Here is a 14,329-nt window from a genome sequence, read left to right as displayed (position 1 = left end):
GAAAACGAATGAAGAAATTATTTTTATTAACATTGATAATCCAGACAAGTATTATGATACAAGCAAATAGTAAAGAAGAGACTGCGATTTTAGGCGGCGGATGCTTCTGGTGCATTGAAGCTGTTTTTGAAGAACTACAAGGAGTTACTAAAGTGGAATCGGGATATAGCGGCGGAAAGATTGCAAATCCCACTTATCGGGAGGTTTGTTCCGGACTTACCGGTCACGCCGAAGTGATCCGGGTCTTTTTTGATTCAGCCAGAATTACCTACAAAGAGATACTTTCCGTATTTTTTTCTGTGCATGACCCGACAACATTGAACAGACAGGGGGCCGATGTGGGGACACAATACCGGTCGGTAATATTTTATAATTCCGAACAACAAAGACAAGAAGCTGAAGAGGTTATTGAGGAGTTGAAGCGTCAGGAAGTATATAACAAACCTGTGGTTACGGAAATAAGTCCGGCCGGTGACTTCTTTGTCGCCGAAAACTATCATCAGAATTATTTTGAGAACAATCCTAATCAGCCTTATTGTCAGGTGGTTATTAATCCGAAGCTTAAAAAGTTCAGGGAGAAATTTGAGCAGAAACTAAAATAACCGTCAATGATGCGTTTTTAAAAGGCCTAAAGTCTTTAAACAATAATGAGAAGGGGAGGATTTTTCGTGCTTTCAGCCTGTTTAAACCTCCCCGGTATTATATTTAATATCTGTCCATAAAGTCCCGTTTACTGCGTTACGCCATTAGCGGAACCTTCTGAACAGAGACAGCGAACTTGAGAAATTTTTCTTATTTTATAGAGCTGTTTCTGGTCAGAAATCCCCAATTTCTAAGTTTGCGAAGCCCCCAAAAACGGAATTTCCTAATCGTAAATGAGTATTTGGGCGGCAAGCGTAACGACGCAAGTGGTACTTTATGGACAGAAACTAAGGCAAACTGGACAATATCCTTCCTGCCCTGGCTTTTACTCCTTTACTTTGGTCATCAAGTGCTAACAGGAGACTGTGTCTGAATTCATTTTTTAGTTCCGGATATTCGGGAAGTAAATCGTGAACATATTGCATGGAATATACTCTGACAGCAATTGGGATATCAGGTGAGACAATCCACCTGAAACATAGATCCAGTAATTCACCGTCATCTCTCTTTTCGACCGGGGCACCCAGCATGACTTTTAGTAAAGATCGGCGAACCCCGTCAAAGGATGTTGATTTAAGAATTTGAATTATTTCCGGGTAAAAAGGAGCAACAACACCGGGTTTCTGCATATTCAAATGGTCAATTACCCATGCAGCACGCCATGCAGTTTTTTTCTTTCTGTGCTTTGTTAATCCGATAAGTTGCGGTATCTCCTCTGGTGAACTGAACAAATAGTCAACAACCTGCGATATTTTTCGTTCTTCCAGCAGAATGTTCAATTCTTTTTCCCAATTCATATCCTAATTGTAAGATCGGATCATAGGCACAAAACGAACCGGTAAAAGGGTGGTTTGCCTGATTCCTTTTGATCTTTTTACCACTTTCTTCAACGATTGGGTACTTTCCCTGGGACCCACCGGCAAAATCATGGTTCCTCCTGTTTTTAACTGTTCTACCAGTGCCTGAGGAATGGCTTCAGGTGCTGCAGTAATGATGATTGCATCAAAGGGGGCTTCCTCGGGCCATCCGGCATAGCCGTCGCCCAGTCGGGTGTTGACCTTATTGTATCCGGTTCTCTTCAGGTTTCTCCGGGCTGTTTCTGCCAGATCAGGAATAATTTCTATGGTAAAAACCTCAATACCCATTTCAGCCAATATTGCAGCCTGGTATCCCGAGCCTGTGCCAATTTCCAGAACTTTGTCACCTGCTTTGGCTCCCAGGGCTTCTGTCATATATGCAACGATGTAAGGTTGAGAAATGGTTTGATTATGCCCGATGGGGAGAGGCTGATCATTGTAAGCAAAGGTTCGGGTGTTGTAAGGAACAAACATATGCCGGGGAACTTTTCCCATGGCATCAATTACCGCTTTGGATTTAATCCCTCTTGCAACGATTTGGTTTCGAACCATTGCTTTCTGTTGTTCCTGATATGGATGATTTTCATAACCCTGCATAAAAACCGAATTTATCGGAAGGAGAAGAAAAAACAGAAGAATGCCTGCCCTGAAAAGGCAGGCACTCATCTTCATATCAAATATTCTTTTTTGCATAATCATTATTGCCAAATTAACTTTTATGGTTCCCGTTCTTCACAAAGTGATTTTTAATTCTGGCAATCATTTGTGGTTGGGTCATTTTATCTGCTGATTCAAGTTCCAGCTTCATGGTCTGAAACGGAGCATGTTTTTTCAGCTCTTTTTCAAAATGCTTTTTGGTGTTTGCTGGTCCGAATATAAAAATTTCCCCTGTATCAGAGGCTATTGAATGAATAACTTTTTCAAAATAATTGTGCAATTGATGAGTCTTGCGTTGAGTCATTTTTTTATCCACATCAATAAGTATGGAGCCGGTTCGTGAACCGGGCTTCATTTCCCGGGGATTGTGAGAACGTGTCTCTACGTCCGATTCAATAGTTTGAATTTTTTCTTCCTTTCCGTTCATTAAACTCACCAACACTGCTTTGTCAGTGTTCATCCAAATTCCAACTTGTTTTTTCATACTACTCTGTTTTGTTTTAATTGAATTACAACAAAAAGCCATTGCATCACTGGCAATGGATATTCTCAGATAAGTCCGCAATGGTTATTGCTAATCATTAATCAGTGGTGCTGAAACATGACTTTGTACAATTTTCCAGCCATTTTCTGTTTTTACCAAAACACCCGTGTGTCTGAAGCCTTCTATGCGGGTAATCTCACCCTTTGTTTCATAGCAGGTATCGATGAGTTGTGAATACCAGGCGGTGTTTTGTTCCTTATTGAGTCTGATCCTGGTTTCCTGGGCGTTAATTTCATGCCCCTTCCGTGAAATAAGAAACTCATCAATCTGGTGCAGATAATCTCGCCAGGTGGTAAAGTATTCATCCACATCTGTCCCGATATGAACCACTGAAGAATCGTGAAGAAAACAATCGGTAAAACTTTCAATATCTCCTTTTTCCTGAGAAAGAAGAAGCATTAGGAGAATTTTCTCAATTTCCTGAATTGATTTCGAGGTCTTGTCAACGGGCTTGGTATTGTCCATAATGTTTAGTTTTTATGGTTTTATCGGACCCGGCAGGTTTTTCTTTCCCGGTTTTAAAAGTTACAAAAACCTGAATAATCTGTCAATGTACAGGCGCTTTTTTTGTGTCAAATGATATATGAATTAATCTGACTGCCCCGGTTTCAATGGAAAATCTTTTCTTTGTGGATGAATTCTAACAATTAGCAAAAAAATGGGACGGTACTTTATAGAGTTGGCATACAATGGGGCCAATTTTCACGGATGGCAAAAGCAACCGAATGCTGTGACTGTTCAGCAGAAGCTGGAACAAGTGCTGACAACTCTTCTGCAGGAGGATATTCGAATTACAGGGGCGGGCAGGACAGATACCGGAGTTCATGCCTCTTACTTCGTAGCTCATTTTGATGCCAGTCCATTTCCGTTCGATGAAGTGGTATTGTTGAAAAAAGCAAATAGTTTGTTGCCTCCCGGCATTGCACTCTATTCTGCTACTCCCGTGTCAGATGATGCTCATTCACGTTACGATGCAATATCCAGAACTTATGAATACCATCTTGTACTCCGCAAAAACCCATTTTTGGATGGCCTGACACACCGTCCCTGGTTTATTCCTGATTTTGATTATATGAACCTGGCGGCAGAAAAACTTAAGGATTATGATGATTTCACCAGTTTTGCCCGGTTACATGGAGGAAATAAAACCAACTTTTGCCATATCACTGAAGCTTTTTGGGAGAAAAGAGATGATCGGTATGTTTTTACCATTTCTGCCGATCGCTTTTTAAGAAATATGGTGCGTGCAGTGGTAGGAACCTTGTTGGAAGTCGGTCGAAAGAAATTATCCGTAGATGATTTTTGTGAAATAATTGAATCTAAAGACAGGGGAAGAGCAGGAACATCAGCTCCTCCTCAGGCCCTTTTCCTGACGCATATAGAATATCCCGAAACGATGTTTCAGCGAAAAGTTTGAATATGGTATTCATTAAATTCCCTGAATCAGGAACATCGTAGGTTTTTTGTGCAATTCGGGGAGATTCCCTTTCCATTGTGAAATGGTTCGGGTAACCACAAACTCATCAGGCATAGAGATATTACAGGCAATGCATAACCTGGTATCAGGGCGACAGTGTTTTAAAAGATCCTGTGCCATGGCGTTGTTACGGTAGGGTGCTTCAATAAATAACTGGGTCTGCTGCTCTTTGGAACTTCTGGCTTCCAATTGTTTAATTGCTTTAGGGCGTTCTGATTTATCTATGGGCAAATAACCATTGAAAGCGAAGCTTTGCCCGTTCATGCCTGATGCCATCAGTGCCATAAGTATGGAGGAGGGACCGACCAATGGAACTACCTGAATATTTTTCTGGTGAGCAATCTTTACAATTTCTGCTCCCGGATCGGCAACGCCGGGACAACCGGCTTCGGATATTACCCCGATGTCATGTCCATGCCGGATGGGCTTTAAGAAGGTTGAATATTCTTTGGGGCCTGTGTGTTTATCAAGCAAAAAAAAGGTAGAGTTGTCGATGTCCATATGTGCATCCAACAATCTGAGATAACGACGGGCCGTACGGATATTTTCTACTATGAAAAAACGAAGCTTGCATGCTAAAGTCGCCACTTCTGTTGGTATCGTAAATCCGGTTTGTTCGTTTCCCAAATGGTTGGGAACCATATATAGTTTTCCCTGCATAGTTCAATGAATTTTTGCAAAAGTAGCATTTTATTAAAAAAGTCTGGGCTTCACTTTGAGTGAAACCCTGACTCATTACGGCAAAACACAAAAATAGAGGCTTCACCATCCTTCAGAAAATTTTGATTAACAAATACGCTGTTTTAAGGGTTTTGACAGGGTTGATGGGGATATAAATTCATGTGTTATTATAAATGACTGTTGAATGATTCGGATTATTAATTTTCTTCAATCAAAACAAAATTTTTCCTTTACAATCCGGAAAAAAATAGATAGTTTTGTTTTTTGATATGTCAAATCAAAATAAAATAGAAAGTGGCCTGAAAATCAGGCATCTCAAATGCAAAAATGTTGTTTTTTTACATCAACATCTCTTTCATTTTTTCTTTAAAATATTTGTCGAAGGACCTGGTTATTTATTGACCGGGTCTTTTTTTGTGCCCAAATTTCTGAAACACCATATTTTAAACCATTAGATAAAGAACAATATGCCTCAGATGAAGAACCGGAGCCTGGTCTCCATCAATGATTTCAGCAAAGAAGAGATTCTGCACATTCTTGACCTTGCTGAAGAATTCGAAGCCAACCCCAACCAAAAGTTACTGGAAGGGAAAGTCGTTGGAAGTCTCTTTTTTGAGCCGTCAACCCGTACAAGACTGAGTTTTGAAACTGCCATCAACCGGCTGGGAGGTCGGGTAGTGGGATTTTCTGATTCTGCGTCCTCGTCTGCCACAAAAGGAGAGAGTCTGAAAGATACCATTCAGATGGTAAGCCGCTATGCCGATCTTATTGTGATGAGACATCCGCTTGAGGGTAGTGCCAGATATGCTTCCGAGCAATCTTTGGTTCCGGTAATCAATGCCGGAGATGGAGCCAATCAACACCCTACACAGACCATGCTTGATTTGTATTCTATCCGAAAAACCCAGGGAAAACTGGATGATCTGAATATCTTTTTGGTCGGTGATCTGAAGTACGGGCGGACTGTTCATTCACTCCTGATGGCCTTGTCTGATTTTAATCCAACCTTTCATTTTGTTTCTCCGGAAGAGTTGCGTATGCCACGCGAATACAAACTTTTTCTTGAGGAACATGGCATTCCCTATTATGAACACGGAGAATTATCTGAAATTATTGATGAAGCCGATATTATCTACATGACCCGTGTTCAGAAGGAGCGCTTTTCCGATCCAATGGAGTACGAAAGAGTGAAAAATGCTTATGTGCTTAAGCGGAATATGCTCAAGGGAACAAAAGATAATATGCGGGTATTGCATCCACTTCCCAGAGTTAATGAGATTCATACAGATGTGGATGCCAGTCCCAAAGCCTACTATTTTGATCAGGCCAGAAACGGGGTTTTTGCCCGTATGGCTTTGATAGCTGCCGTAATGGGACTTAAATAATCGTAGTTTAATCTTTTGAAGACAGAAAAAAATGGCCAATAGTAAAGAATTAAAAGTTAGTGCAATAGAAAACGGAACGGTGATTGATCACATTCCGTCAGAGAACCTGTTTAAAGTAATTACCATACTGGGACTCGATAAAATCAGTACTCAGATAACATTTGGTGCCAATCTGGACAGCAAAAAACAGGGCCGAAAAGCAATTATCAAAGTTTCAGAGGTGTTCTTTCAGGATCATGAAATCAATAAGATCTCTCTGGTGGCACCTCATGCCAGATTGAATGTGATTAAAAATTTTGAAGTGGTGGAGAAGAGTGATGTGACCATTCCGGATACCATTGTGGGGATTGTCAAGTGTTTTAATCCCAAATGTGTGACCAACAATGAGGCGGTAACCACGCACTTTAGTGTCATTAACAAGAAGGAAGTGGCCCTCAGATGCCATTATTGTGAGAAAATAACTACGCAGGAAGAACTACGCTTTGAAGCGTCTTAGATTATTTGTCCTGCATTGTTACTCCTCAGATTGTTATCCTGTGGATAAAGATTTATCAAGGTGGATTTGGGGGTTATGCGAATCTGGGAATGACAAAATGAAAAAAAGAAGGGCTGTCCATTTTTTATTGGGCAGCTCTCTTTTTTGCAAATTAGGCTTTTTAATTGAAGAGATAAACTTTTCTTTCCTGATTGTCGGGAATACCAATAATGTTATTGATATATCCGGTCTCTTTTTCCAGGGCAGTCCGTTTAACAAATCCTTCTCCCATGGGCATACATGCATCCCATGCACCGGAGGGGGTACAATCTTCCCAGCTACTAACCAATACGGCTGTGTGGATGCCCACAACAATTAAAGAATGATTGTAATTCATCGCTTTATCGAAAGTTTCACTGACGTTTTCTCCGGTTAATACGATGGTGGTGTCTGCTTGTTGAGCAGCCAGTTCACCAATAGAAATGATGGGATTGTGGTCGTTAACTTCTACTTCCTGAAAGTTGATGATTCCTTCCAAAAATGTAGTAATGGTTTCGGTGTTGCTTTGGGCTGCTGCAACCATCGGGATGCTGATAAAAAGCGCAAGGAATAATTTCTTCATGGTAAATTAAGTTTAAAGGTTTGTGCACATCCATTTACAGGATGCATTATTTGTTGAGCAAAAATAGGAATTTTTAAAACAGCTGTCCAGTTTTCTTTTCCTTATCTTTTTTGATGTTCAGAGCTTCGCTGAAAAATGCTTTCTCAAATTCACAGCTTCGTCTGAAAGCATAATGCATCTTTTTACGCATTGTGAGAGTTGCACCGAATAGTAGTTCTTCTGCAATTTGTATAAATTGTTCAACATACCTGCCATATGCTTCATCTGAATAGGTCTCCAGCCATTTTTGAAATGGGTTCTTTTTAACAGCATCTTTGCGAATTTTCAGGCCTGTTTCCCGGTAAACCCAAAAACAGGGCAACAGAGCAGCAACTGATTCCGGATACGAAGTTTTTAGCGCGGTATCCAGCAAAAAAGTGGTGTAACCCCGACAAATTCGTGACATTTTATCCGGTCGTTCAACCCCGAAAAACGGCAGTAAATCGCGGTGAAGATTCCGTTCAATTTCCAGGCCATCCCGTGCCATATCCATAAAAAACGAGAATGCCTCGTAAGTAGTGGCCCTACCGGCTGTAATTGCAAATGCCCGGGCGTCCTGTTCAATATATAACAGGTCTTGAGCCAGATAATGTCTAAAAGCATCAGCGGGAAGCGTACCATCCGACATTCCCTTACAAAAAGGATGGTAAATAATCTCATCTGTAAAAGATCTGTTGCTTTCCCACAATTCGCCTGTAAACGGTCCGGCAGGTGGGGTATTCAGCGCTAAAAATGTATTCATGGTACGGTGCTTATGATTTTAGGCATGATTTCCCGGTTACTTCCACCATTTGTGAAAATGATGAACGGGCCCATGTCCATGACCAATTTTATAATTCCTGCCTTTTTTGATGGCCCCCTCAATATAATCTTTTCCTTTGCGAACGGCTTTGTTTAAAGATTCATCTGCCGCCAAAAATGAAGCTATGGCCGATGAAAGTGTACATCCCGTGCCATGCGTATTGGGAGTGGTGATTCGATGAGATTTCAGATAGATCATTTCGCTGCTCTCCGCATTGTAAAATACATCAATCAACTCCTTGTCACTGAGATGTCCGGCTTTTAGCAATACGGATGCACTACTTCCGGAAGAGAGTTTTTGGGCGGCTTCCGGCAACTTGCATTGCTGCTCCAGTTTTCCTCCCAAAAGAATTTCTGCTTCAGGAATGTTGGGTGTAATGACCCTGGCTTTGGGCAATAATATTTCGTTAAGTGCATGTATCGCTTCATCACGCAGTAACTTATCTCCTGAAGTGGCAACCATTACCGGGTCAATTACAAGGTTTTTGACATTGTAATCCTCCATTTTACGAGCGATCAATTCAATGACTTCCGTAGAGTGTAACATGCCTATCTTTACTGCCTTAGCACCAATGTCGGACATGACAGCATCAATTTGTTTTTCGATGGTTGACAACTGAACCTGGAAGATATCAGAAACTCCCCGGGTGTTTTGTGCTGTGATAGCCGTAATCACAGACATTCCATAGCATCCACACGCTGATATGGTTTTCAGGTCTGCCTGAATGCCGGCTCCTCCGCCACTATCACTTCCGGCAATGGTCAAAACCGTATTGTATTGCTTCATAGTCAGGATTGTTTTTTTTCTTGTTGAATAATGTCGGACAGTTCTTTGGCAGCAGCTTCCGGGTCTTCTGCAGAACAAATCGCTGAAACTACGGAAATACCATTGGTACCTGTGCTTAAAACACCTGCCGCATTGGATTTATTAATACCTCCAATGGCCACGGATGGATGCTTTGAAAGTGTTGCAATTTTACCGGTTTCGGATAATCCTAAGCCTTTGAATAGCTCCTTTTTTGTGGGCGTGGTGAAAACGGGGCTGATACCAATGTAATCGATATTTGCCTCATTGGCATCGGTTAATTGATCCACATTTTCAATAGAAAGGCCGATGATTTTTTCAGGACCCAAGAGAGTTCTTGCCATCTGCCACTGCATATCATTTTGTCCCAGGTGAACTCCATCGGCATCAATGGCCATTGCCACATCCACACGATCATTAATAATCAGAGGAATCCCATTCTTTTTTAGGATGGGCCTGATTTGAAGTGCTTCATGTACAAACTGTCGGGTGGAAGCATTTTTCTCCCTGAGTTGAACCATTGTAATACCTCCTTTAACAGCTTTTTCAACAATTTCAGTCAGTGATCGTCCCAAAGAAAGATCCCGGTCGGTAACCAGGTACAGATCTAATGAAAAAGATGGTCTCATAATTTCAGATATTGTAATATTTCTTTATCGCCCATGCTATAAAGCGCGTCGAGAAAATGAGCCTGAAATGTTCCGGGGCCTTTGGCCAGAGGCAAGGTCATTTCTCCGGCAACAGCCATTATAGCCATAGCTGTTGCAGCGGCTTCAAGCGAATCGGTACATACAGCAGCCACAGCACCGGTAAGCGCACTGGCCGTACATCCCATTCCTGTAACTTTTGGCATCAAAGGAATGTCATTTTTTATGGTGAAGATACTTGCTCCATCGGTGATGTAATCGACCGGGCCACTGATGCTTACGACTGCTCCGGTCTCTTTGGCCAAGGTTTTAGCCAGTTCTATTGCATTTTCAGATGATTCGGTGCTGTCCACTCCTTTGGTTTTGACATCACTGCTGATGAGTGCCATTATTTCAGAGGCATTTCCCCGAATGACATCGGGTTTGCATTCTTTGATGATCTGGTGGCAGGTTTGGGTGCGAAAGCCGGTCGCTCCGGCACCTACAGGGTCCAGAATTAGCGGAATACCTCTCTTGTGTGCTGTTTTCCCGGCTGTCATCATACCCTCAATCCATTCTTTGCTCAGAGTGCCAATATTGATGACCAGTGAAGAGGCAATTCCTGCCATTGCTTCCATCTCTTCCGGGGCATGAGCCATAACCGGACTGGCACCTACCGACAGAAGCGCATTGGCTGTGTTGTTCATGACCACATAATTGGTAATATTGTGAACCAAAGGGGTCTGGTTTCGCAAATTTTGAAGGTTTTTGCTTACACCTTGTGCTGTAATCATAGTGTTTGTTTTTTGAAGGTTAAACAAACTGTGCACTTTTCACCACCTGACAGGAAATAACCGGATTTCTTAAAATATGAGGTGATACAGATGTTTTTCTGCACCCCTGATAATTCCGGGAAATCAACAATAAAAAAAGCTGTTCTGCACAGGCAAAACAGCTTTTCAATGGAGTGTATTATTGTAAAAACAATGGTCATTGAGCTACTGTTTCCCTACGCTGTTATTATACATATCAGGTGAAAGGGTTTATTCTCAGCCCCCAATGGAGCACCCCTAACAGTTTGTATCAACAAATTTAATCAAAATTTTCTATCCTTAGCAATATCAGGAATTATAATCAGGCAGCCACGAATGCTCACGACTGTAACGCATCATTTGTTCTGCATACCCTTCGGTGTAATCAGGAACTACATCGGTAATGTTGTCCTTTTCATCTTTCTGCAGACGATAAACCGGATTAACAAATCCACTGTAAGGTGCCAGATTCAGTTTTTTGTATCTTTCCAGTACTTCAGCATGCAGCTCTTTGTCAATTTTTACTGCGTATCTCTCCACCAGATTTTTGGCCGATTCAAAATCACCTTCTGATTTAATGCGCTGAATTTCGGCCAAAAGGGTTGCAAACAGTTCCCTCAGTCCTTTGTAATCATTAATGGTAAAGAAAGTCTTCCCATCGCGGATGACCTTTTCAATCACATTAGATGCCTTTCCGTATTCAAATGCCCAGGAAGCAATCAACTGCCGGTTGCGCATATGTGCCTGTTCAATATTGTCTCCCAATGCAATACGGGTTATCTGCGTAAGCAATCCATTGCGGATATAATTGTCATATTCTGCCTTGAATGCTTCCTCGTCAGGAAGTAATTCCAGTTCTATGAGTTTTTTGTCCCCCATATAATAGAGGGCAAAAAGGTCGGCTCTGGCTTCTTCTATTACTGCTCCATAGGCTTTCAGCTCATCCCCGTTGATGCCATCGAGTAACTGACCGGAACCATGTCCCAGGCATTCATGAAGGTCAGTGTGCAAATTACCCGCCTGGAATCCGTACTTTTTATGACGGGCAATCTCCTCTTCGGAAGAGCAGAATTCTTCAAGAAATCCTGTTCCTTTGGCTGCCTGATCATAGGCATAGGTAATGTTTTCGATGGTTACCGATTTGGAGCCATATTCCTTTCGTAACCAGTCGGCATTGGGCAAATTGATGCCAATAGGAGTATGAGGATAGCAATCGCCTCCCAACATGGCCACATTGATCACTTTTGCAGAAACGCCCCGTACTTCCTGTTTTTTGAATCGCTCATCAATGGGGGAATGATCTTTGAACCATTGGGCATTTTTGCTGATTGTTTCAGTTCGCCGGGTTGCTTCTGTGTTTTTGAAATTTACCACACTTTCCCAGCTGGCCTTCAATCCCAGCGGATCTCCGTACGTTTCGATAAAACCATTGATAAAGTCAACACGTGAATCCTGATCCTGAAGCCATTCAATATTGTATTGGTCGAAGGTGCTCAGATCTCCTGTTTCATAAAAATCTGTCAGTAGGGAAATAACTTTTTTTTGCTGATCATTTTCAGCGACCTGATGTGCTTTTTTTAGCCAGTACACTATTTTTTCAATGGCAGGGGAGTAGATGCCCCCAATTTTCCATGCTTTTTCAACTATTTGACCGTTCTCATTGGTCAGCAGGCTGTTCATTCCATGCGAAACCGGTGTTTTGTCTTCAGGATCTTTTCTGGAGGCATAGAAAGACTCAGCTTCCTGTTGGGAAACATTGTCGTAGTAATGGTTGGCTGAAGTGGCAATCAGATCCTCATTTTCATTTTGATTCACCCGACGTGCCGCAACTTCAGGATTAAACAATATCAGAGTCAGACGATTGATTAAATCCTGTTTGGATTCGTTAGTCCTCAGGGGAAGATGCTTGTCATCAATGCTTTGAACTGCTTGTTTGAAGAAATCCGCATTAAATCCGGGAGTGATTTTTGCGGTAGAGTAGTGGTGATGAATGCCATTGGAAAACCATACTCTTTTAAGAAATATCTCAAACCTTGAAAATTCGCTGCTTTCTCTGTTACCATTGTAATGTTCATAAACAGCTTCAAGGGTTCTTCTGATGGTCAGATTATGTTTGTAGTTCTGATCGAAGAGTATATCCCGCCCTTCTACTGCTGCCTGTGACAAATAGTAGATGAGTTCCTTTTGCTTTATCGACAACTCCTCAAAACCGCTCACCGGATATCGAAGAATTCGTAAATCGGCAAATTGCTCTACTACAAAGGAAAATGTTGTATGATTCATGTTGCTTTTTTTCTATTTAGTGCAATCTCCGGCTAAAATGATTAAAAATAGGGTCCGATCAGGTCTGCCAGATATTTCGGAATTCTGGTGGGGCGTCGGGTTTCCGCATTCAAAAACGCAAGGACTGTCTCTCCGGAGACCAACAACTTCTGCGATTCATTATAAATGTTGTATTTGAAGCGAATCCGGGATGTTGGAAAATCCTCAATATAGGTCTCAATGGTAATTTCTTCATCGTAAACGGCGGGGTGATGGTATTTTACATGCAATTCGGAGAGCGGAAGCATTATTCCCTCTTCCTCTATTTTGCTGTAGGGCACACCCAGATCGCGAAACATTTCGGTTCGTCCAACTTCAAAATAAGATGGATAAACGGCATTGTTTACGATTCCCATTTGATCTGTTTCGCCGTAACGAACACGAATTTTGGTGGTATGTTTTAGCATGGTGCTTATTTGAATGGTGAATCAGGTTCTTTGGCCATGTGACTGTATGATAGTTTTTCAACCAGCGAGGGCCACCACTTACTCAGAAAAACGGTCAATTTTCCTTCCTTGAAAGTCAGGATCAATGTTCTTTTTCTCTTCAGGATTGCTTTGGCAAGGTGACGGGCGACCTCTTCTGCACTCATCATTTTGTCTTCTGCACGAGGTGTCTCGCCCTGGTTGGATCCATCGGCAGTTAGTGCAGCTTTACGTACATTGGACGCTGTAAAGCCTGGGGCAGCAATAAGGACATGAAGACCGGTTTTCAGGTTTTCGGTACGCAGCGTTTGTAAAAATCCGTGCATGGCAAATTTAGATGCCGAATAACCTGTTCGTCCGGGCAGCCCAATAAATCCAGCGATAGAAGAAACCCCGACTACCGAACCTTTGGTCTCTAAAAGATGAGGAAGTGCATGTTTTGTGCAATATACCGTTCCCCAGAAATTTACATCCATCAGTTGCCTGAGTACAGAGAGATCCAGGTCTTTAAAGAGAGCCCTCATAGAGATTCCTGCATTATTGACCAGCACATCTATCTTCCCAAACCTTTTGACTGTTTGCTCAATAAGCACCTTACAATCTTCCTCTCTGCTAACATCCGTGGGCGTTACCAAAACTTCATGACCCGATGCGGTAAGCTCTTCCTCAATTTTGGATAGTTTGTCAGCACTTCGGGCTGCCAGTGATATTTTTGCACCTCTGGAGGCGAAATCCCTTGCACAGGCAAGGCCTATACCTGAAGAAGCTCCTGTGATGATTATTACTTTGTCTTTCATCCGTATAAAATTAATTTTTCAAGGCCGGATGGAACTCGCATGCAAGGAATTTATACATTGTCTTTTGTGACACCCCTTGCCATGCTCGTTTCATCCGTAAATAATTTATCTAAGTTATTGGTCTGATGGAACTCGCATGGTTGATTGTTTACATTCTCTTTTGAGGCAACCGTTGCCATGCTCGTTTCATTATAATAGTTTTTCCGGACAGTACTTGCCTGCCTTGTTCTTATAAGGCAGGTTAAGTTCATTAATTATACAAAAATGGACTTTTTTCAGGAAACAACCGAGATTGTGTGACATTTTTGCTTGTAACGATTGTTGTTTATCGGACCTTTTTCCTGCTCATCGGATTTATTTTA

17 protein-coding genes and 1 riboswitch are annotated in these 14,329 nt (G+C 41.9%); of the genes, 4 read left to right on the top strand and 13 right to left on the bottom strand.

What is annotated here, in order from left to right; translation table 11 throughout:
• Positions 1–8: 8 nt before the first annotated feature.
• A complete protein-coding gene (msrA, locus tag BY457_RS09330) occupies positions 9–602 on the top strand; it encodes a peptide-methionine (S)-S-oxide reductase MsrA (protein ID WP_106153056.1) in 594 nt (197 codons plus the stop codon).
• Between the two features lie 327 nt (positions 603–929).
• On the opposite strand, the gene BY457_RS09325 is transcribed toward msrA, so the two are convergent.
• The 4 genes from BY457_RS09325 to BY457_RS09310 all read right to left on the bottom strand — a co-directional run bounded on the left by BY457_RS09325 (position 930) and on the right by BY457_RS09310 (position 3,165).
• Complete coding sequence (locus tag BY457_RS09325) at positions 930–1,439, bottom strand: hypothetical protein (RefSeq protein ID WP_106153055.1); 510 nt, start codon at positions 1,437–1,439, stop codon at positions 930–932.
• Positions 1,440–1,442: 3 nt separating this feature from the next.
• The gene (locus tag BY457_RS09320) at positions 1,443–2,192 is read right to left on the bottom strand and encodes a protein-L-isoaspartate(D-aspartate) O-methyltransferase (RefSeq protein ID WP_106153099.1); all 750 of its coding nucleotides are present in this window, start codon (positions 2,190–2,192) and stop codon (positions 1,443–1,445) included.
• Positions 2,193–2,208: 16 nt separating this feature from the next.
• Positions 2,209–2,640, bottom strand: a complete 432-nt coding sequence (locus tag BY457_RS09315) for a hypothetical protein (RefSeq protein WP_106153054.1) — start codon at positions 2,638–2,640, stop codon at positions 2,209–2,211.
• Positions 2,641–2,730: 90 nt separating this feature from the next.
• Entirely contained in the window at positions 2,731–3,165 is a 435-nt protein-coding gene (locus BY457_RS09310) for a nuclear transport factor 2 family protein (RefSeq protein ID WP_106153053.1), read from the bottom strand.
• A gap of 193 nt (positions 3,166–3,358) precedes the next feature.
• On the opposite strand from BY457_RS09310, the gene truA reads away from it, so the two are divergent.
• Positions 3,359–4,117 (top strand): tRNA pseudouridine(38-40) synthase TruA, encoded by a 759-nt coding sequence (gene truA / locus BY457_RS09305; RefSeq protein WP_106153052.1) that lies wholly within the window; start codon positions 3,359–3,361, stop codon positions 4,115–4,117.
• A 12-nt stretch (positions 4,118–4,129) separates the two neighbouring features.
• On the opposite strand, the gene BY457_RS09300 is transcribed toward truA, so the two are convergent.
• Positions 4,130–4,837 (bottom strand): SAM-dependent methyltransferase, encoded by a 708-nt coding sequence (locus BY457_RS09300; RefSeq protein WP_106153051.1) that lies wholly within the window; start codon positions 4,835–4,837, stop codon positions 4,130–4,132.
• Positions 4,838–5,334: 497 nt separating this feature from the next.
• On the opposite strand from BY457_RS09300, the gene pyrB reads away from it, so the two are divergent.
• Both pyrB and pyrI read left to right on the top strand, forming a co-directional pair.
• The gene (gene pyrB, locus BY457_RS09290) at positions 5,335–6,243 is read left to right on the top strand and encodes an aspartate carbamoyltransferase (RefSeq protein ID WP_181256447.1); all 909 of its coding nucleotides are present in this window, start codon (positions 5,335–5,337) and stop codon (positions 6,241–6,243) included.
• A gap of 31 nt (positions 6,244–6,274) precedes the next feature.
• A complete protein-coding gene (gene pyrI / locus BY457_RS09285) occupies positions 6,275–6,739 on the top strand; it encodes an aspartate carbamoyltransferase regulatory subunit (protein ID WP_106153048.1) in 465 nt (154 codons plus the stop codon).
• A 160-nt stretch (positions 6,740–6,899) separates the two neighbouring features.
• Here pyrI and BY457_RS09280 read toward each other — a convergent pair whose 3' ends face one another.
• From BY457_RS09280 to BY457_RS09245, 8 genes are all read right to left on the bottom strand, one after another.
• A complete protein-coding gene (locus BY457_RS09280) occupies positions 6,900–7,340 on the bottom strand; it encodes a hypothetical protein (RefSeq protein ID WP_106153047.1) in 441 nt (146 codons plus the stop codon).
• Positions 7,341–7,413: 73 nt separating this feature from the next.
• A complete protein-coding gene (gene tenA, locus BY457_RS09275; protein WP_106153046.1) occupies positions 7,414–8,121 on the bottom strand; it encodes a thiaminase II in 708 nt (235 codons plus the stop codon).
• Positions 8,122–8,157: 36 nt separating this feature from the next.
• Complete coding sequence (gene thiD / locus BY457_RS09270) at positions 8,158–8,967, bottom strand: bifunctional hydroxymethylpyrimidine kinase/phosphomethylpyrimidine kinase (protein WP_106153045.1); 810 nt, start codon at positions 8,965–8,967, stop codon at positions 8,158–8,160.
• Positions 8,968–8,969: 2 nt separating this feature from the next.
• Complete coding sequence (thiE, locus tag BY457_RS09265; protein ID WP_106153044.1) at positions 8,970–9,614, bottom strand: thiamine phosphate synthase; 645 nt, start codon at positions 9,612–9,614, stop codon at positions 8,970–8,972.
• The gene (gene thiM / locus BY457_RS09260; RefSeq protein WP_106153043.1) at positions 9,611–10,405 is read right to left on the bottom strand and encodes a hydroxyethylthiazole kinase; all 795 of its coding nucleotides are present in this window, start codon (positions 10,403–10,405) and stop codon (positions 9,611–9,613) included. The genes thiE and thiM overlap by 4 nt, the downstream gene beginning before the upstream one ends.
• Before the next feature lie 195 nt (positions 10,406–10,600).
• A riboswitch (TPP riboswitch) is annotated at positions 10,601–10,693 on the bottom strand.
• Between the two features lie 39 nt (positions 10,694–10,732).
• Positions 10,733–12,706, bottom strand: coding sequence for a dipeptidyl-peptidase 3 family protein (locus tag BY457_RS09255; protein WP_106153042.1), 1,974 nt, complete (start codon positions 12,704–12,706; stop codon positions 10,733–10,735).
• Positions 12,707–12,747: 41 nt separating this feature from the next.
• Positions 12,748–13,152, bottom strand: a complete 405-nt coding sequence (locus BY457_RS09250; protein ID WP_106153041.1) for an acyl-CoA thioesterase — start codon at positions 13,150–13,152, stop codon at positions 12,748–12,750.
• Between the two features lie 5 nt (positions 13,153–13,157).
• Positions 13,158–13,967, bottom strand: coding sequence for an SDR family oxidoreductase (locus tag BY457_RS09245; RefSeq protein WP_106153040.1), 810 nt, complete (start codon positions 13,965–13,967; stop codon positions 13,158–13,160).
• Between the last annotated feature and the right edge of the window lie 362 nt (positions 13,968–14,329).

It is taken from the genome of Marinilabilia salmonicolor (genome assembly GCF_003003035.1).
In the GTDB taxonomy this organism is placed as follows: Bacteria; Bacteroidota; Bacteroidia; order Bacteroidales; family Marinilabiliaceae; genus Marinilabilia; species Marinilabilia salmonicolor_A.
This window is presented reverse-complemented; position numbering and strand designations above follow the sequence as displayed.

Bases quoted from the DNA above. Each gene is read 5' to 3' on its own strand.
- BY457_RS09280 (WP_106153047.1), bottom strand. From the start codon at position 7,340: ATGAAGAAATTATTCCTTGCGCTTTTTATCAGCATCCCGATGGTTGCA.
- msrA (WP_106153056.1), top strand. From the start codon at position 9: ATGAAGAAATTATTTTTATTAACATTGATAATCCAGACAAGTATTATG.
- thiM (WP_106153043.1), bottom strand. From the start codon at position 10,405: ATGATTACAGCACAAGGTGTAAGCAAAAACCTTCAAAATTTGCGAAAC.
- BY457_RS09310 (WP_106153053.1), bottom strand. From the start codon at position 3,165: ATGGACAATACCAAGCCCGTTGACAAGACCTCGAAATCAATTCAGGAA.
- thiE (WP_106153044.1), bottom strand. From the start codon at position 9,614: ATGAGACCATCTTTTTCATTAGATCTGTACCTGGTTACCGACCGGGAT.
- BY457_RS09315 (WP_106153054.1), bottom strand. From the start codon at position 2,640: ATGAAAAAACAAGTTGGAATTTGGATGAACACTGACAAAGCAGTGTTG.
- BY457_RS09245 (WP_106153040.1), bottom strand. From the start codon at position 13,967: ATGAAAGACAAAGTAATAATCATCACAGGAGCTTCTTCAGGTATAGGC.
- pyrI (WP_106153048.1), top strand. From the start codon at position 6,275: ATGGCCAATAGTAAAGAATTAAAAGTTAGTGCAATAGAAAACGGAACG.
- truA (WP_106153052.1), top strand. From the start codon at position 3,359: ATGGGACGGTACTTTATAGAGTTGGCATACAATGGGGCCAATTTTCAC.
- BY457_RS09320 (WP_106153099.1), bottom strand. From the start codon at position 2,192: ATGCAAAAAAGAATATTTGATATGAAGATGAGTGCCTGCCTTTTCAGG.
- BY457_RS09250 (WP_106153041.1), bottom strand. From the start codon at position 13,152: ATGCTAAAACATACCACCAAAATTCGTGTTCGTTACGGCGAAACAGAT.
- BY457_RS09300 (WP_106153051.1), bottom strand. From the start codon at position 4,837: ATGCAGGGAAAACTATATATGGTTCCCAACCATTTGGGAAACGAACAA.
- BY457_RS09255 (WP_106153042.1), bottom strand. From the start codon at position 12,706: ATGAATCATACAACATTTTCCTTTGTAGTAGAGCAATTTGCCGATTTA.
- pyrB (WP_181256447.1), top strand. From the start codon at position 5,335: ATGAAGAACCGGAGCCTGGTCTCCATCAATGATTTCAGCAAAGAAGAG.
- BY457_RS09325 (WP_106153055.1), bottom strand. From the start codon at position 1,439: ATGAATTGGGAAAAAGAATTGAACATTCTGCTGGAAGAACGAAAAATA.
- thiD (WP_106153045.1), bottom strand. From the start codon at position 8,967: ATGAAGCAATACAATACGGTTTTGACCATTGCCGGAAGTGATAGTGGC.
- tenA (WP_106153046.1), bottom strand. From the start codon at position 8,121: ATGAATACATTTTTAGCGCTGAATACCCCACCTGCCGGACCGTTTACA.